We start from the raw sequence: 17053 nt of genomic DNA, 5'->3' as shown, positions 1-17053 counted from the left end.
GGGGGGTCGGGCCGCTGAAGGGTCGTCACCCCGGACGGAAAGGTTGCCGGGTCCCGGCCGCTACCGACGCGCGTTCTCGGCGAGCAGGTCCGCCAGGCCCTCCGCGAACCGGACGATCCAGTCCAGCAGCTCCCCGGTGCGCGCGACCCGGAACCCGTGCCGTCGCCCGTGGAACGCCGCCTGCACGGCGTGCAGTTGGGCCCACCGCCGCACCCGTACCCGGTCGAGTTCCGCCGCCTCCGCGAAGACGTCCAGCGTGCGGTGGACCGCCTTGACCAGGTCGTCGGCCTCGATCAGGGCCAGGGCGCGGGACTTGAGCAGGGTGCCGCCGTCGTAGGCGGGGTCACCCACGTATCCCTTGGGGTCGACGGCCAGCCAGGGTTCACGGTCGGCGCCCAGGATGTTCCCGGCGTGGAGATCGCCGTGGACGAGGACGTCCGGCTGGACGCGGCCCAGTTCCCGCACGGTCGCGAGGGCGGTATCCAGGGTGCGGGGCGCCATGGTGTGCGTCAGTTCGGCCGCGTCGGCGCGCAGTTCGCGCTCCCACTCCTCGGCACGGTCCCGCAGCCGGGGCAGTCGCGGCGACCCGGGCGGCGGGGGCACGGCCAGCCGACGGTTGAGCCGCCCCGCGACGGCGACGATCTCGTCCTCGTCCCCGGACCCGAGCTCCGCCAGGGTCCGCGTCCGCGCCCGCTCCAGCAGCATCGCGAACCGTTCGTCGTCCCGCTCGTACAGCAGGACGGCGCCCCGCCCGCCCCACGCGGCGAACGCGTCCGGCTCATGGACGTTGCCCGGATGCGGGAACGACACCTTCAGCACGGCGGCCGTGTCCGGCGTGCGCCGCCGCACCGGGACGATCAGTCCGACACCGCCGTGCAGGACCTCGCCGTCCGGCACGCACTCCCAGCGCTCCACCAACTCGCCGACGATACCGGGCAGTTCGGCGAGCCAGGCGCGGCCCGCCGCTCCCTCACGGTCGACGGTGGTCCGTACGAATGTCTCCGGTACCACGATCATCCGGGCACCCTACGGGACTCACTCGGCGGCGGGCGTCTCCGGCGGCGGCGTCGGCGCCCCCGGCAGCCGTACGGTCGCCACCGTGCCGCCGCCGTCCGCGCGGGCCAGCGTCACCTGACCGCCCGCCTGCTCCACCGTCCGCGCCACGATCGACAGGCCGAGACCCGAACCCGGCAGGGCGCGTGCGCTCGGGGAGCGCCAGAAGCGGTCGAAGACGTGCGGGAGTTCGTCCTGCGGGATGCCGGGGCCATGGTCGCGGACGGTGAGCACACCGTGGGCGAGCTGCACCTCGACGGTGCCGCCCTCGGGGCTGAACTTCACCGCGTTGTCGAGGATGTTGACGACCGCGCGCTCCAGGGCCGCCGGTTCCGCCCGGACGTACCAGGACTGGAGGTCGGCGTTGATCGTCAGCTCGCGGCCACGGAGCCGTGCCCTGCGCAGGGCCGCCTCCACGGTCTCCTCCAGCGACACCACCTGCAGCCGCTCACCCCGCTGCCCCTGTGAACGCGACAGCTCCTGCAAGTCGCCGATCAGCGAGGCCAGTTCGGTCATCTGCGCCTTCACCGACGCGAGCAGCGCCTTGCGGTCCGCCTCCGGAATGGGGCGGCCGGTCTCCTCGCTGCGGGTGAGGAGTTCGATGTTGGTCCTCAAGGACGTCAGAGGGGTGCGGAGTTCGTGACCGGCGTCCGCGATCAGCTGCTGTTGCAGCTCGCGGGAGTTGGCGAGGGAGGAGGTCATCGAGTTGAAGGAGTGGGAGAGGCGGGCGACCTCGTCCTCGCTGTCCTCCTCCACGGGGATGCGGATGCTCAAGTCCTCGGTACGGGCCACGTGTTCGACGGCATCGGTGAGCTTGTCGACGGGGCGCAGACCGGCACGGGCGACCGCGAGACCGGCGGCGCCGGCGCCGACGACTCCGATGCCGGAGACAAGGAGCAGGATGAGGGCCAGCTCGTTGAGCGTGGACTGGGTGCTCTTCAGGGACACCGCGACCGAGAGGGCGACGTAGTACGTCTCACCTGTGGTGGTGTTCTGGGCAGGTACCGGCACGGTCAGTACCCGCACCGCGTTGCCGTCCTGGTCGGTGCCGTTGCGGAGGGTGCCCCGGTTGCTGGCCCCGTTCTTGATCACGTCCTTGTCGGCCTGGGTGACCTTGATCGTGCCCAGCGAGTCGCCGATGACGCAGGCCGTTCCGTTCGGCTTGACCGCCTGGGAATACAGGTTCCGGAAGCTGTTGGTGATCTGCGGAGTCTGCGTGCACACAGTGAGCGCGTTCGCCATATCGGCGTACTGCCCGGGACCCTTCATCCGCGACCGCTGCAGGTCGCTGTCGACCTGGTCGTACAACTTCCCCTGCACGATGAACCAACAGGTAACCGAAACCGCCGCCACCGCGAACGCCACCGCGGCCGCGACCAGCATCGACAGCCGGGCCCGGATGGGAAGAGTCCGGAACCGGTGCAGCAGCCTGTTCACTCCGCGCCGCCCTGCCGCAGCACATACCCCACACCACGCACCGTGTGCACGAGCCTCGGCTCGCCGCCCGCCTCGGTCTTGCGGCGCAGGTACATCACGTACACGTCCAGGGAGTTGGAGCTCGGCTCGAAGTCGAAGCCCCAGACGGCCTTGAGGATCTGCTCGCGGGTGAGGACCTGGCGCGGGTGCGCCATGAACATCTCCAGGAGCGTGAACTCGGTACGGGTGAGTTCCACCGCCCGCCCGGCCCGGGTCACCTCCCGCGTCGCGAGGTCCATGCGCAGGTCGGCGAAGGTGAGGGCCTCGTCCTCCTCGACCGCCGCGCCGGCCGCCGCCGCGTAGGAGCTGCGGCGCAGCAACGCCCGGACGCGGGCGAACAGTTCGTCGAGTTCGAAGGGCTTGACCAGGTAGTCGTCCGCGCCCGCGTCGAGCCCGGTGACCCGGTCGCCGACCGTGTCGCGGGCCGTCAGCATCAGGATGGGCGTGGTGTCGCCCGCCCCGCGGATGCGGCGGGCGGCGGTGAGGCCGTCCATGCGCGGCATCTGGATGTCGAGGACCAGCAGGTCGGGCCGGTACGCGGTCGCCTTCTCCAGGGCGTCCGCGCCGTCGACCGCGACCTCCGTGTCGTAGCCCTCGAAGGCGAGGCTGCGCTGGAGTGCTTCACGCACCGCCGGCTCGTCGTCGACGATCAGGATGCGCTGGGTGTCACGGTCGCCTTCGGCGGGGCTCATGGGCTTCGGATTCCTCGGGTGCGGTGGGACAACAGGGGACTGAAAGGCGCTGAAGGGTGCTGAACGCTTTCAGCCTCGCATGTTTCCCGGCTGGCGCTGCAGAAGGAGCCGGGTGGGAAGGACTCCCGGCGGGGGGTCAGCCGCGCACGGTACGGCGGCGGCTGCGGGCGGCACTCGCGCGGTGCCCCGCGCCGAGGGAGGCGGCCACCTCGGGCGCCCGCGTCGTCACCGGGGCGTGCAGCTCGTACGCCACCTCAAGGGCCAGGGTGAAGCCGGCCGGGTCGGTGTCGGCGACCGTGTGCGATACCTGCTGGAACATGACGTACTCCCTACGGAACGTGGTGGGTGCGCCGGTCAGCTGTCGGAGCCGCCGGCCCGCAGTGTGGCCAGGTCGGACTTGACGGTGTTGATCGGGATGGAGAATCCGAGGCCCGCGCTTCCGGCCGTGGACGAGTCCGAACTGGCCGAGTACATCGCCGAGTTGATGCCGATGATGTTGCTGTTCATGTCGATCAGCGCGCCGCCGGAGTTGCCCGGGTTCAGCGAGGCGTCCGTCTGGATCGCCTTGTAGGTCGTCGTCGAGGAGCCGGTGTCGCCGTTGAACTCCTGGCCGCCGAACTCGAACGGCCACTGGCCGCTGCCACCGCCCTGGCCCTGGCCCTGACCTTGGCCCTGGCTCTGGCTCTCGTCCGTCGAGACGGTCACGTCACGGTTCAGGGCGGAGACGATGCCGCTGGTGACCGTGCCGGTCAGGCCCTCGGGGGAGCCGATCGCCACGACCTCGTCGCCGACCTGGACGCCTGCGGAGTTGCCGAGGGTGGCCGCGGTCAGGCCGGAGGCGTTCTCCAGCTTGATCAGCGCGAGGTCCTTCTTGCTGTCGGTGCCGACGACCTTCGCGGTGTAGGTCTTGCCGTCGCTGGTGCTCACCTTGATCGAGGTGGCGCCGGAGACGACGTGGTTGTTGGTGATGATCTCGCCGTCGCCGGTGATGATCACGCCGGAGCCGGTGGACTCACCCGCGTTGGAGGTGGCGTTGATCTCGACGATGCTCGGGCTGACCGCCTTGGCCACCCCGGCGACCGTGCCCTTGGCGGAGGACGCCACCACATTGGTGCTGGTGCTGCTGGTGGCGACCGTGTCGTTGCCGGTCAGCTCCTGGATGCCGTAGGCGGTGCCGCCTCCGATGGCCGCGGCGACGATCGCCACGGCGGCGAGCAGGGCGAGGGGACCGCGGGCGCGCTTCTTGGGGGCCGGAGCGGCGGGCTCGGCGGGGACCGCCGTCATGACGGCCGTACCGCCACCACCGTTGCCGTCACCACCGGCGTGTCCGTAGCCGTTGCCGTCACCGACGGCGGATCCATAGCCGTCGCCGGCCCCACCGCCGTAGGCACCCGCCGCGGCGAACCCGGTCGGCGCGGACGGTTGTGCGGGCTGGGAGACCTGCGAGGGCTGGTGGGCCGGCGGGGGCGGCCACTCGGGGTTCACGGGCGAGGAGCCGTGCTGCTGGTCGCCCTGGTACGGGTTCTCGTACTCGCCGCTGCGGCGGAAGCTCTCGGTCATGGGAAGTAGCCTGTCGGCCGACCATGAGAGCTGGCTGAGTGCTCCCTGAGAAGCCCACCAGAACCTCGTTCGCCCGATATAAAGACGGTTCTCGCAGCTTGGCGAGGTCTCTCAGAGATTCCTCACAAAAGCTTCGGGGCCCTCACTCGCAGCCGCAGGACCGCCGGGTCACCAGCCGGGACGGGAACACCTTCAGGCGTTCCCGCCGGGATCCCGCCACCCGCAGCCCGTCGTCGAGGACGAGGTCCACGGCGGCCCGGGCCATCGCGGAGCGGTCCGAGGCGACCGTGGTCATGGGCGGGTCGGTGAGGGCGGCTTCCTTGATGTCGTCGAAGCCGATGACCGCCAGCTCGCCCGGCACGTCGATGCGCAGCTCGCGCGCCGCGCGCAGGACACCGATGGCCTGGTCGTCGGTGGAGCAGAAGACCGCGGGCGGGCGCCGGGGCCCGGAGAGGATGCCGAGCGCTATGCGGTACGCGTCGTAGCGGTTGTACGGGGCCTCGAAGAGCCGGTCCTCGGTGGAGATCCCGGCCTCGTCCATCGCGCGCCGCCAGCCCTCGACGTGGTCGGAGACCGGGTCGCCGACCGAGGGGGTCTCCGCGGTGCCGCCCATACAGGCGACGTACTCGTAGCCGTGCTCCAGCAGATGGGTGACGGCGAGATGGGCGCCGCCCAGGTCGTCCGTGACGACGGCGACGTCGTCGATGGCCTCCGGACGTTCGTGCAGGAGCACCACGCGGGCGTCCCAGGCGTCGATCTCGGCGGCGGCGTTGTCGTTCAGCGCGTGGCTGACGAGGATCAGGCCGGAGACCCGCATGCCGAGGAAGGCGCGCAGATAGTGGACCTCGCGCTCGCCGATGTAGTCGGAGTTGCCGACCAGCACCATTTTTCCGCGCTCGGACGCGGCCTGTTCGACCGCGTGCGCCATCTCCCCGAAGAAGGGCTGGCGTGCGTCCGGCACGATCAGGCCTATGAGATCCGTGCGCCGGGACGCCATCGCCTGGGCGACCCGGTCCGGTCGGTACCCCAGTTCCTTGATCGCGGCGAGGACACGCTCGCGCGTGGCCGGGGCAACCGGCCGGGGTCCGTTGTTGATGACATAGCTGACGACGGCAGTGGACGTCCCCGCCAGCCGCGCCACATCATCCCTGGTTACCTTGGCCACGCGCGGAGTCTACGCGGATGGACCCGCTCTGGGCAGGGCGTACGGCAGGCTCCCTGAGCGGAAGCGGCGCACCCGTGTGGAAGCGGTGCCCCGCCCGGACGTCCGTCATGCCTCCGCGGAGATCTCCGTACCGTCCAGCGCGACCGCCTCGTCCGCATCCTCCGGCTTTGCCTGGGCGGCCTGGGCCGCCTTGGCCTTCGCCTCGTCCGAGGTGCGGTCACCCTTTTCGGGGGTAACGAATCGATAACCGACGTTGCGGACGGTTCCGATCAGCGACTCGTGCTCGGGCCCGAGCTTGGCGCGCAGCCGTCGTACGTGCACGTCGACCGTGCGGGTGCCGCCGAAGTAGTCGTAGCCCCAGACCTCCTGGAGCAGCTGGGCGCGGGTGAAGACGCGGCCCGGGTGCTGGGCGAGGTACTTCAGGAGCTCGAACTCCTTGAAGGTGAGGTCGAGGACGCGGCCCTTGAGCTTGGCCGAGTAGGTCGCCTCGTCGACCGACAGGTCGCCGTTGCGGATCTCCATGGGGGAGTCGTCGTTGACGATCTGCTGGCGGCCCATCGCCAGGCGCAGCCGGGCCTCGACCTCCGCCGGGCCGGCGGTGTCGAGCAGTACGTCGTCGATGCCCCAGTCGGCGGTGACGGCCGCGAGGCCGCCCTCGGTGACGACGAGGATGAGCGGACAGCCGGGCCCGGTCGAACGCAGCAGCTGGCACAGGCTGCGGACCTGCGGGAGGTCACGGCGCCCGTCGATGAGGATGACGTCGGCACCGGGGGTGTCGACGAGAGCGGGGCCTTCCGCCGGTGCCACGCGCACGTTGTGCAGCAACAGGCCAAGAGCAGGAAGCACCTCCGTCGACGGCTGGAGGGCATTGGTCAGGAGCAGCAGCGAACTCATACGTCTGGTTCCTCCTCGGTCCCTGCGAGGACGTTTGCGGCACTGCGGTTACTACGGTTACTGCGAACTACGGCACTGCGGAATTGCTCGGCGATCTTGAGATCCGGTATCACCCGCGGTCACCTGTGGTTTCCCGCTTCGTATACGGCGCTCCCGAAAGCACAAAAGGACCCGGGGGCTACGGTGCCCGAGTCCTCTGCCCAGCAGAATAGCCCACATGAGCACTGGTCCGGCAGGTCATGTGGCGCGTTCCACCATTCGTCCGCACTCCGAGACGAGCAGACGCACACCTATACGGACGTTTCTGCGCACCGCCGACGGGATTTCCATCGATTCCGTATACGACCCGGGAGCGGTTGTATACGACGCCGGAAGGCCACCCTCCCGTGACCTGGTGTTCGTGATCGGACACGGATTCACCGGCGACGCGGACCGCCCCCACATACGCCGGATCGTGCGCGCGTTCGCCCAGTACGGGGCCGTGGTCACGTTCTCCTTCCGCGGCCACGGAGCCTCCGGCGGCCGGTCCACCGTCGGCGACAAGGAGGTGCTGGACCTCGCCGCCGCGGTGGAATGGGCACGTACTTTCGGCCATACGCGGGTGGCGACCGTCGGCTTTTCCATGGGCGGCTCGGTGGTGCTGCGGCACGCGGCGCTGTACGGCTCCCCGGAATCCGCCGGGGCGAAGCGCGAGGGGCGCACGGAAGCGGCGACGGACGCGGTGGTTTCGGTGAGCGCTCCCGCCCGCTGGTACTACCGCGGCACGGCCCCTATGCGCCGCGTGCACTGGCTGGTAACACGCCCCGGGGGCCGGCTGGTGAGCCGCTACGGCCTCCGCACCCGCATCCACCACCGTGAGTGGAGCCCGGTCCCGCTGTCCCCGGTGGAGGCGGTGGCACGGATCGCCCCGACCCCCCTCCTGATCGTGCACGGCGACCGGGACGGCTACTTCCCCCTCGACCACCCCCGCATGCTGGCCCGCGCCGCCGGTGACCAGGGTGAACTCTGGCTGGAGCCCGGTATGGGCCACGCGGAACACGCCTCCACCGACGAACTCCTGGCCCGCATCGGGGACTGGGCCCTTTCACAGGCGAGCTAGGCCCTGTCGTCACATGCCCGTCTGCCTCGCGTGCGGACGACGGGCAGGTGACGACAGGGCCTAACCTGAGCGGTGTCCACCGTCAATCGACAGAGGAAGCAGATGCCAAAGGTCACGGTGCGCTACTGGGCCGCCGCGAAGGCCGCGGCCGGGATCGCCGAGGAGCCGTTCGACGCGGTCACCCTCGCCGAGGCACTCGACGCCGTGCGCGGGCGACACCCCGGTGAACTCGTGCGCGTCCTGCAGCGATGCTCGTTCCTCGTCGACGGTGACCCCGTGGGCACCCGCGGACATGAGACGGTACGGCTGGCCGACGGCGGCACGGTCGAGGTGCTCCCGCCGTTCGCAGGAGGATGACGATGAGCAACCAGCCGTATGAGGGCGGTACCCCTTACCAGCAGGGGTACGAGGGGTACGACCCGTATCAGCAGCAGGCGCCCCCGCAGCAACAGCCGTGGCCCGGGCAGCAGCAGCCGTACGAGGACCCGCAGGCCGCCCAGCAGTACACCCAGCAGTGGCAGGGGCAGACCTGGGAGACGCAGGTGCACCAGACGGTGCAGCCCGGGCAGCCGCAGCCCTCGTCGGCCGAGACGGCGTATCTGCCGCAACAGGCGCCGGCGCAGGCCTCGTACGACGGCTATGACGCCTATGGGGCACCCCGGCAGGCACCCCCGCAGGCCCCGATGCCCCCGCAGACCCCGATGCCGGCGCGGGCCCCGATGCCTTCCCCGGCTCCGATGCCCGCTCAGGCTCAGGCCCAGGAGCCGTCCCCGGCCGGTTACGGTCCCACCACCGTCGCCGGCAACGCCCGGATCACCGACGCCCAGCGGGCCCGCCTCGAAGGCCGCTCCCCGATCATCGAACCGGGCATGCAGCCCGCCGCGCTCACCGCGCTGCTCGGCCTGCTCCTCTCCGGTACGGCGGCCGTCGGCTCGTACGCCCTCCTCGTTCCCCTCGTCGTCCTCCAGGCCGTCACCGCGGCGGGCTGGTTCCGGCTCAACGGCATGTGGCCCGCCCGGCAGGGCATCGCGCTGGCGTTCCTCGGGGCGCTGGTCGCGGACACCGTGCTGCTCGTGGCCGGCCGTGAGAACGGGCCCGCCGCGATCCTCGGCACGCTCGGCGTCTGGGTCCTGCTCTCCCTGGTCCTCCAGCTGCGCTCGCACGCCGACGCGGACGAGCGGATGTACGGCCTGATGGCGGGGGTGGCCTCGGCGGCCCTGGCGATCCTCGCGGCCGGCCACCTCGCGGCCGACCCGGACGCGGTGACGGTCGGCGCGGCCGCGGTGGCGGTCGCCGTCCTGGCCCGCGCGCTGCCGCTGCCGACCCCGGCCTCCGTGGTCGTCGCCCTGCTCGCCGCGGCGGGCGCGGGCATCGCCGTCGGCGGGATGACCGGGACCGGCGCGAAGGGCGCGCTGCTCGGCGCGGGCGCGGCGGTGTGCGCGCTGATCGGCCACCGGGTGGCGAGCTACGACTACCCGTCGAGGTTCGTGCACTTCACGGCGGGTGTGGCCCTGCCGCTGGCGGCTGCGGCACCGGCGGTCTACGTGTTGGGGCGGGCGCTGGGCTGAGCCTGCGGGCCCTGTCACAGGTGATCGACAATTTGCCGTTCCCTGACCGACCCGGGGTTACTCTCACGCTCGGCGGCCACCCGTCCGTCAACCGCAACCATCAACTGGCAACGGCCAACCGGCAACCGTCATCGGTCGACCGACCGTCGCCCGAACGCTGTCGTGGGGGACACCGCATGCGCGCACTGCGAATACTTCTGATCCTCGTCGTGATCCTCGGCGGCCTGTTCGTGCTGGCCGACCGTCTCGCGGTGAACTTCGCGGAGGACGAGGTGGCGGACAAGCTGAAGACCACCGAGGGCCTGGCGGCCACCCCCGACGTCGCCATCAAGGGCTTCCCGTTCCTCACCCAGGTCGTCGGCGGCCGGCTGGACGACGTCGAGGTCGGCATCGACGACTACGAGGCCGACACCGGGACCAGCGGTGGCAAGATCCTCATCGACGACCTCAAGGCGAGCATGAAGGGCGTCGCGTTCTCCGGCGACTACAGCTCCGCCACCGCGACCACGGCGACCGGCACCGCGTCCGTGACGTACGCCGAGCTGCTGAAGACCGCCAAGTCCGAGCCGACCCAGATCGCCCCCGGCGTCACCGCCGAGGTCGTCGGCCTCTCCGACGGCGGCAACGGCAAGGTGAAGGTCGAGGTCGAGGCGACGGTGCTCGGCACCAAGCTGCCGGAGCCGGTCTCCGTCCTCAGCACGGTCACCGCCGAGGGCGACACGGTGAAGGTGCACGCCGACAACCTGCCGTCGTTCGCCGGCGTCGACCTGGCCGAGAGCCGGGCCCGGTCGGTCACCGACTTCGAGCAGAAGATCGAGGGACTGCCCGGCGGCATCAAGCTCGACACGGTGCAGGCGGCGAAGACCGGTGTGGAGATCACGGTGAAGGGTTCGAACGTCCGGCTGGCGGGGTAGGACCGGCACGGGCCACACCGACCGCCGCTGTCCGAGGGGCGAGACGGCGGCGTCCGTACAGCAGATGTGACGACGACTACAGGCGCCCGGGAACCGTGGGAACACGGCCCGGGCGCCGTCGTTATCTCACATCCCGGACGATCGCGTCTCAAAATACGACACACCGGTGACACGCGGCGCTGTCCGTCCCTACGATCGAGCCCATGAAGCGTCAGGCGGATCTCACGAAGCGGCGGGCAGTAGACCTGTGCCGCGTCGCCGCCATGCTCTGTCGCACTTTCTGAGCGGAAGCCCGCAGCAGGCTTCCGTATCCCCGCCGCCCTGCCCTGGGTATCCGTGCGCGTACGCGCCCCGACGGCCTGCACGCGCACCACTTCACCTTGCACAGCCCGCCGTAACTGCCCCGGAGGAGAAAGAGCATGAGCCGCAGCGACGTCCTGGTCGACGCCGACTGGGTCCAGGACCACCTGGACGACACCAGCATCGCCATCGTCGAGGTGGACGAGGACACGTCCGCCTACGAGAAGAACCACATCCGCAACGCGATCCGCATCGACTGGACCAAGGACCTCCAGGACCCGGTCCGTCGTGACTTCGTCGACCAGGAGGGCTTCGAGAAGCTCCTCTCCGCGAAGGGCATCGCCAACGACACGCTGGTGATCCTCTACGGCGGCAACAACAACTGGTTCGCGTCGTACGCCTACTGGTACTTCAAGCTGTACGGCCACGAGAACGTCAAGCTTCTCGACGGCGGTCGCAAGAAGTGGGAACTGGACGCCCGCGAGCTGGTCGAGGAGGTCCCCGCCCGCGCCGAGACCTCCTACCAGGCCAAGCCGCAGAACACGGCCATCCGCGCCTTCCGTGACGACGTGGTCGCCGCGATCGGCGCGCAGAACCTGGTCGACGTCCGCTCGCCCGACGAGTTCAGCGGCAAGCTGCTCGCGCCGGCCCACCTCCCGCAGGAGCAGTCGCAGCGTCCGGGCCACGTCCCGTCCGCGCGCAACATCCCGTGGTCGAAGAACGCCAACGACGACGGCACCTTCAAGTCGGACGACGAGCTCAAGGAGCTCTACGCCGACGAGCAGGTGGACCTGGCCAAGGACACCATCGCCTACTGCCGCATCGGTGAGCGTTCCGCGCTCACCTGGTTCGTCCTGCACGAGCTGCTCGGCGTGGAGAACGTCAAGAACTACGACGGCTCCTGGACCGAGTACGGCTCCCTGGTCGGCGTGCCGATCGAGCTCGGCGCCAACAAGTAAGCGAACACCTCGTACACCCCGACCGGCCTTCCTTCCGGTCAGACCTCTTGATGGAGAAAGACATGTGTGGAGCGAAGGCCGGCGGCCCGGACGCCTCGACGATCAAGCCCGGTGAGACCACGATCCAGGGTCAGGTGACCCGCGACGGCGAGCCGGTGACGGGCTACGTACGTCTGCTGGACTCGACGGGCGAGTTCACGGCGGAGGTCCCGACCTCCGCGACGGGCCAGTTCCGCTTCTACGCGGCCGAGGGCACCTGGACCGTCCGAGCGCTCGTCCCCGGGGGCACCGCCGACCGCACGGTCGTCGCCCAGCAGGGCGGTCTGGCCGAGGTCGCGATCGCGGTCTGACACAGGGCGGCAGTACAGCGCGACGCGCAGCCTGACGGCTGAAGGGCCGCACCCCGACGACACGGGGTGCGGCCCTTCGGCGTGCGCGGACCTACCCTGGAAGCATGTACGCCCGGCGCCGGCACCTCTACTTCGCCATGATGGCGACCTGCATCGGCCTCTTCGTCCTGGCCTGGTCCGTCGTACGCCTGTGGTCCGTCCCCGTCGCCGTCGGCATGTGCGTCGTCGCCATGCTGATCCCCCCGGTCGCCGCCATGGTCGCCAACCGCCGAGGCCCCGACGACCGCTGGTGGGACGACCCCTCCGGCGACCCGAAGTCCGACGACTGGTGGGACGAACTGGACGGCAAGAAGCGACGGCCGTAGACGCCGGGTCCTGGTGGTCCGCCGCTACGGTGCCGACCGACGTCGGTGCGGGCTCCACCGAGGCTCCATCGGTGACTCCACCGGGGGCCATGCCTCAGGCCTCCTCGCCCTGAACGGCCTCGTCCTTGAACGCCGGACGGGCTGAGACGCCGTGCCGCGGGTCGTCGGTGTCTCAGTAGACGAGCGCCTGTGTCTCGTCCCCCAGGGCCTCCTGGACGAACACCTGGGCGCCCGCGATGCGTACGCCCTCGATGACGTCCTTCTCCGTGATGTCCCGGCGGGCCGCGCACTGGGTGCAGAGGGTGACGCGGCCGGCGGCGATCACCGAGTCGAGGAGGTCGGGGAGCGGGGCCGCGTGCGGGAGGTCGAACTCGGCCGCCCGGCCCGGCAGCGCGAACCACGCGGACTCGCCGGTCAGCCAGAGGGAGACGTCCACGCCACTGGCCACGGCCACCGCCGCCACCGTGAACGCCTGTGAGCACCGCTCGGGGGAGTCCGCGCCCGCCGTCACCTTGATCACTAGCTTCTTCGCCATGGCCGAATCGTAATCAACTCCCTTACAACCGCGCACTCTGACCAGGAGTCTCCTCTCCGCGCGCATACGGAATGCGCTGTTCATGTTCTGTGGGGGGAACGTCTTGGAAGTACCCGAAGCGGTAGCCGACGCACCGGTTGTCCCGGTCGTCCCGGTTGCTCCTCCGTCACCGTCCCGGCCTCGCCGCCGTGGCCGCACCACGCTGCTGATCGCCGGCGCGGCCGTCCTCGGCCTGGTCGCCGGCGCCTGCGCCGGCTATCTCGTCCAGGCCGACCGTGAGCCGACGCGGCTGCCCTCGCTGTCGCAGCAGAGCCTGCCGCAGGCGAAGGGCGAGGGGCCCGAACCGCTGTCCGGCGCGCAGGACCGCCGGGTGAGGACCGACGGCGACCTGCGCAAGCTGCTGCTGAAGAAGCCGAGCGGCACGAAGGACGCGGACTGGCTGTCCGGCGACGACGGCTGGCTGGACCTGGTCGACTACGCCGACCTGTACAAGTCGCCGGGCGACATCTTCGGCAACCTCGTCGGCGACGAGTTCCGCCGGGGGGCCGTCACCGGCTGGAAGTCCGGTACGACCCTGCAGGAGATCCGGCTGATCCAGTACCGCCAGGAGGAGTCGCCCGCGGCCGCCGACCGGTCGGAGGGCAACCTGTACTTCGCGGACGCCGAGGACTCCACCGAGAGCTGGACCGTCCCCGGTACCGGGAGCGGCATGGCGTTCGTCCACAACGAGCCCGAGAACAAGGCCGGCTACCTGCCGCTCTACAGCGCGGAGGCGCACGCCTGGCGCGGTGACATCGCCATGGAGATCTGGATCTACGACTCCAAGCCGATCGGCAAGAAGAAGATCATGGACCTCGCGAAGCGCCAGATGGAGCGGCTGTGACCGACAACCAGAACGAACAGGTCGGTCCCGTCGAGGCCGTTCCCATCGAGGCCGGCCCCGTCGAGGCCGTGCCGCCGTCGCCCGTCAGGAAGCCCGTCCGGCGTGGCCTTGTCGCCGCCCTGGCCGGGTCCCTCGTGCTGGCCGCCGCCGTCGTCGCCGGGGTCGGCTACACGGCGGTGACCGTGCGGGACGCCGACCGTGACGCCGGCGCCCCCGTCTGGAAGTTCCCGAAGACCACGGCCGAGGACGCGAAGGCACCCGCCGCCAAGGGGCTCGCCGGCGTCCTCGTGCCGTACGGCACCGACGGCTGGACCCGTGGCCCCGACCTCGGTGAGTTCGGCTCCGACGCGTCGCTCAGCGGCGCCCAGGCGACCGCCCTGCGCAAGGAGTCGCTGAGCGACCTGCCCCGCAGCCAGCGCAGGCAGCTGGAGAAGGAGATCGACAAGCAGCGCGTCAAGGGCATGGCGATGCGCAGCTACCTCAGCGGCGAGGCCGACTCCCTCAGCGAGAACGAGGGCATCTACGAGGTGAGCGTCGTGCTGGTGCAGCTGGAGTCCCGGGCGGCCGTCCGGGAGGAGTCCACGTTCCAGAACGAGTTCCTCGACGCCCTGGACATCTTCCGCAAGGGCCCCGAGGTCAAGGGCCACAAGAACGCCGAGTGCTTCCTCCTGCCGGAGGACGACGACGCGGACCTCGACGGCATGTACTGCTCCGCCTACCAGGGCGATGTCCTGGTCACCGCCACCGCGGACGGCGCCAGGCCACTCGACACCAAGGGCGTCGCGATGCTCCTGAGCGAGCAGCTCGACCGCATAGCCGAACCGGGGGAGTCGGTATGACCGAGCAGCCACAGACCACGGACCGCCCGTCGCAGGACCGGGAGCCTGAGCCGGAACCGACAGCTGTCTCCGAGCCGACAACCGCCCCCGAGCCGACGCCCGCCCCCGAGCGGGTGGCTGCCGACGGGCCCGTCACCGCCCCCGAGCCGCCGGTCGCCCCCGAGTCGGAGATCACCCCGGAGCCGTCGGCCGTCCCCGAGCCCCACCTCACCACCCCCGTCCCCACTCCCACGCTCGTCCCCGCCCCCGTCTCCGTGGACCAGCCGCAGACCCTCCTGCCCCCGCTGCCCCCGCTCCCCGAGGGCCCGCCCCTCCAGGCACCGGTGCCCCAGGCGGCCCTCAAGGACCGTCGGGTCCTGCGGGCCGTGGCGCGGTGGACCGCCGCCGTCGTGGTGTTCGCCGTGGTGGGGGCGTCGGCCGCGTACGGGATCACGCGGATGGAGCGGACGGACGTACCGGGACTGGCGACGGAGTCGGACGGGCGCTGGGACTACCCGGAGCTGACGAAGCCGCCGCTGCCGTCGGGGAGTCCTGGGCCGTTCGCCGAGGCGAACAAGGCCGGGGCGCACTACGCCGACCTGCGGGCCCTCGTGCTGCCCGCCCCCGCGGGGGCGACGCAGGACAAGGCGCTGCGCGGCGACGACGGCTGGCTGGCGACGAAGGACTTCCTCGCGGAGTACGCCGAGGACGACCGCGAGGCGTTCGGACAGGAGCTCGTGGACGACGGACTGCGTCACATCGCGGCCCGCGGCTGGACCACGGAGGACGGCACGCACACGGGGATCTACCTCCTGCACTTCGACACCGCGGCCGTCGTGGACGAGGCGTTCACCACCGACGTCGCTCCGTACAACAGCCCGACCCATATCCTGCGCGACACCAACTCCCTGGTCTTCGACGAGGACTTCCCGGAGTCGGCCAAGGTTGAGCAGGTCCAGTACTCGGTGTACACGGAGGCGGAGCCGTACGGCGCCGAACAGGTGCGGCAGGCGTACCTGGCCGCCGGTGACGTCCTCGCCGTGATCGTCCAGTCCCGGAAGGGCGGGGCGAAGGCCGTTCCGTTCCAGCAGACGGTGACCCTGCAGAGCCAGCTTCTGGGGTGATGCCCGGGAGGGTGTACCTCACGGAGAGAGCCGGGCCCCGGCCGCGTAAGCTGGGGCCCGGCTTTCCCCGTGTACCGCTGTCTCATGATCGTGCGAGGAGCACCCCGTGCTTGAGGTTTTCTTCGAAGCCCTGCTGGTCCTGGTCTGCGTCGGCGTGCTCGCCTTCGCCGGGCTGACGGTGAAGAAGCTGTACCAGGGCCAGCGCTGACCCACGTAGGAACTGCTGCTAGGAACTGCTGCTCATGATCGAGATCCCGTCCGACCTCCACAAGGACCTCGTCCCGCTCGTCTTCCTGCTCGGCAACTGGGCCGGCGCGGGCGTGCACGACTTCCCCGGTTCCGAGAAGTGCAACTTCGGACAGGAGGTCACCTTCACGCACGACGGCAGGGACTTCCTGGAGTACCACTCCCACACCTGGGTCCTCGACAACGACGGCAACAAGGTCAGGCCGCTGGAGTCCGAGTCCGGTTTCTGGCGGATCGACGCCGACCGCAAGGTCGAGGTCACCATGGTCCGCGACGACGGTGTCGTCGAGGTCTGGTACGGCGAGCTGGCCAAGCAGAAGCCGCAGATCGACATCGTCACGGACGCGGTCGCACGCACCGCCGCCTCCGGCCCCTACACCGGCGGCAAGCGTCTCTACGGCTACGTCCACAGCGACCTCATGTGGGTCGGCGAGAAGCAGACCCCCGAGGTCGAGCTGCGCCCCTACATGTCGGCCCACCTGAAGAAGGTCGTCACCCCGGAGGACGTCGAGCGCTGGGCCAAGGCCCTCCCCGACGACATGCCGGACGACGGCATCGCGTTCTTCAAGTAGTCCTAGACTCTCTGGTGTGGTGAGTACCGAAAGCACCGAAGGCACTGACTGGAAGAGCGATCTGCGCCAGCGCGGCTACCGGCTGACGCCTCAGCGCCAGCTTGTCCTGGAAGCCGTGGACACCCTTGAGCACGCGACCCCCGACGACATCCTCGTGGAAGTGAGGAAGACGGCGTCGGGGGTCAACATTTCCACCGTGTACCGGACCCTGGAGCTCCTGGAGGAGCTCGGGCTGGTCAGCCACGCCCACCTCGGGCACGGCGCGCCCACGTACCACCTGGCCGACCGGCACCACCACATCCACCTGGTGTGCCGGGACTGCACCAACGTCATCGAGGCCGACATCTCGGTCGCCGCCGAGTTCACCGCGAAACTGCGCGACACCTTCGGCTTCGAGACCGACATGAAGCACTTCGCGATCTTCGGCCGGTGCGAGGACTGCACACTCAAAAATTCAACTACCGAGTCGTAGGCTTAGCC

21 protein-coding genes are annotated in these 17053 nt (G+C 70.3%); 13 read left to right on the top strand and 8 right to left on the bottom strand.

Translation table 11 applies throughout. The features are described 5' to 3' along the window. Positions 1-60: 60 nt before the first annotated feature. The 7 genes from ACZ5VD_RS38840 to ACZ5VD_RS38810 form a co-directional block, all read right to left on the bottom strand. Entirely contained in the window at positions 61-1017 is a 957-nt protein-coding gene (locus ACZ5VD_RS38840) for an aminoglycoside phosphotransferase family protein (protein ID WP_468553180.1), read from the bottom strand. A gap of 18 nt (positions 1018-1035) precedes the next feature. Further along, the gene (locus ACZ5VD_RS38835; RefSeq protein WP_468553179.1) at positions 1036-2490 is read right to left on the bottom strand and encodes a HAMP domain-containing sensor histidine kinase; all 1455 of its coding nucleotides are present in this window, start codon (positions 2488-2490) and stop codon (positions 1036-1038) included. After that, on the bottom strand, positions 2487-3221 hold the full coding sequence (locus ACZ5VD_RS38830) for a response regulator transcription factor (RefSeq protein WP_468553178.1): 735 nt from the start codon (positions 3219-3221) through the stop codon (positions 2487-2489). The genes ACZ5VD_RS38835 and ACZ5VD_RS38830 overlap by 4 nt, the downstream gene beginning before the upstream one ends. 136 nt (positions 3222-3357) lie before the next feature. Continuing rightward, positions 3358-3540 (bottom strand): hypothetical protein, encoded by a 183-nt coding sequence (locus tag ACZ5VD_RS38825; RefSeq protein WP_468553177.1) that lies wholly within the window; start codon positions 3538-3540, stop codon positions 3358-3360. A gap of 35 nt (positions 3541-3575) precedes the next feature. Beyond that, positions 3576-4781, bottom strand: a complete 1206-nt coding sequence (locus ACZ5VD_RS38820) for a S1C family serine protease (protein WP_468685157.1) — start codon at positions 4779-4781, stop codon at positions 3576-3578. A gap of 142 nt (positions 4782-4923) precedes the next feature. Further along, positions 4924-5946, bottom strand: coding sequence for a LacI family DNA-binding transcriptional regulator (locus ACZ5VD_RS38815; RefSeq protein ID WP_468553175.1), 1023 nt, complete (start codon positions 5944-5946; stop codon positions 4924-4926). 105 nt (positions 5947-6051) lie between these two features. After that, a complete protein-coding gene (locus ACZ5VD_RS38810; protein WP_468553174.1) occupies positions 6052-6840 on the bottom strand; it encodes a response regulator transcription factor in 789 nt (262 codons plus the stop codon). A 217-nt stretch (positions 6841-7057) separates the two neighbouring features. Here ACZ5VD_RS38810 and ACZ5VD_RS38805 point away from each other — a divergent pair, with 217 nt between their 5' ends. The 8 genes from ACZ5VD_RS38805 to ACZ5VD_RS38770 all read left to right on the top strand — a co-directional run bounded on the left by ACZ5VD_RS38805 (position 7058) and on the right by ACZ5VD_RS38770 (position 12395). After that, positions 7058-7939 (top strand): alpha/beta hydrolase, encoded by an 882-nt coding sequence (locus ACZ5VD_RS38805; protein ID WP_468553173.1) that lies wholly within the window; start codon positions 7058-7060, stop codon positions 7937-7939. A gap of 102 nt (positions 7940-8041) precedes the next feature. Then, positions 8042-8296, top strand: coding sequence for a MoaD/ThiS family protein (locus tag ACZ5VD_RS38800; protein WP_468553172.1), 255 nt, complete (start codon positions 8042-8044; stop codon positions 8294-8296). Between the two features lie 2 nt (positions 8297-8298). After that, positions 8299-9507 (top strand): hypothetical protein, encoded by a 1209-nt coding sequence (locus tag ACZ5VD_RS38795; protein ID WP_468685155.1) that lies wholly within the window; start codon positions 8299-8301, stop codon positions 9505-9507. 176 nt (positions 9508-9683) lie between these two features. Further along, positions 9684-10421: an LmeA family phospholipid-binding protein gene (locus ACZ5VD_RS38790; protein WP_468553170.1), complete on the top strand. Its 738-nt coding sequence runs from the start codon at positions 9684-9686 to the stop codon at positions 10419-10421. Between the two features lie 203 nt (positions 10422-10624). Then, positions 10625-10705: a putative leader peptide gene (locus ACZ5VD_RS38785; RefSeq protein WP_350310325.1), complete on the top strand. Its 81-nt coding sequence runs from the start codon at positions 10625-10627 to the stop codon at positions 10703-10705. A 135-nt stretch (positions 10706-10840) separates the two neighbouring features. Next, positions 10841-11680 carry a sulfurtransferase gene (locus tag ACZ5VD_RS38780; RefSeq protein WP_468553169.1) on the top strand — a complete coding sequence of 280 codons (840 nt, stop codon included), beginning with the start codon at positions 10841-10843 and terminating at the stop codon, positions 11678-11680. 62 nt (positions 11681-11742) lie between these two features. Continuing rightward, positions 11743-12030, top strand: a complete 288-nt coding sequence (locus ACZ5VD_RS38775; RefSeq protein ID WP_004986406.1) for a DUF1416 domain-containing protein — start codon at positions 11743-11745, stop codon at positions 12028-12030. A gap of 104 nt (positions 12031-12134) precedes the next feature. After that, positions 12135-12395, top strand: a complete 261-nt coding sequence (locus ACZ5VD_RS38770; protein ID WP_468553168.1) for a DUF3099 domain-containing protein — start codon at positions 12135-12137, stop codon at positions 12393-12395. A 172-nt stretch (positions 12396-12567) separates the two neighbouring features. On the opposite strand, the gene ACZ5VD_RS38765 is transcribed toward ACZ5VD_RS38770, so the two are convergent. After that, positions 12568-12930 (bottom strand): DsrE family protein, encoded by a 363-nt coding sequence (locus tag ACZ5VD_RS38765; protein ID WP_468553167.1) that lies wholly within the window; start codon positions 12928-12930, stop codon positions 12568-12570. Between the two features lie 103 nt (positions 12931-13033). Here ACZ5VD_RS38765 and ACZ5VD_RS38760 point away from each other — a divergent pair, with 103 nt between their 5' ends. The 5 genes from ACZ5VD_RS38760 to ACZ5VD_RS38740 all read left to right on the top strand — a co-directional run bounded on the left by ACZ5VD_RS38760 (position 13034) and on the right by ACZ5VD_RS38740 (position 17045). Then, on the top strand, positions 13034-13813 hold the full coding sequence (locus ACZ5VD_RS38760; protein WP_468685154.1) for a hypothetical protein: 780 nt from the start codon (positions 13034-13036) through the stop codon (positions 13811-13813). Next, the gene (locus ACZ5VD_RS38755; protein ID WP_468685152.1) at positions 13810-14652 is read left to right on the top strand and encodes a hypothetical protein; all 843 of its coding nucleotides are present in this window, start codon (positions 13810-13812) and stop codon (positions 14650-14652) included. The genes ACZ5VD_RS38760 and ACZ5VD_RS38755 overlap by 4 nt, the downstream gene beginning before the upstream one ends. Before the next feature lie 254 nt (positions 14653-14906). Further along, a complete protein-coding gene (locus ACZ5VD_RS38750) occupies positions 14907-15755 on the top strand; it encodes a hypothetical protein (protein ID WP_468685199.1) in 849 nt (282 codons plus the stop codon). Between the two features lie 242 nt (positions 15756-15997). Next, the gene (locus ACZ5VD_RS38745) at positions 15998-16573 is read left to right on the top strand and encodes a heme-binding beta-barrel domain-containing protein (RefSeq protein WP_468553164.1); all 576 of its coding nucleotides are present in this window, start codon (positions 15998-16000) and stop codon (positions 16571-16573) included. Between the two features lie 16 nt (positions 16574-16589). Then, positions 16590-17045 (top strand): Fur family transcriptional regulator, encoded by a 456-nt coding sequence (locus ACZ5VD_RS38740; RefSeq protein ID WP_468685150.1) that lies wholly within the window; start codon positions 16590-16592, stop codon positions 17043-17045. The last annotated feature ends 8 nt before the right edge of the window (positions 17046-17053 follow it).

This window comes from Streptomyces sp. NPDC032822, from assembly GCF_055578825.1.
The sequence above is the reverse complement of the archived record's forward strand: the minus strand, read 5'-3'. Positions and strand labels throughout refer to the sequence as shown.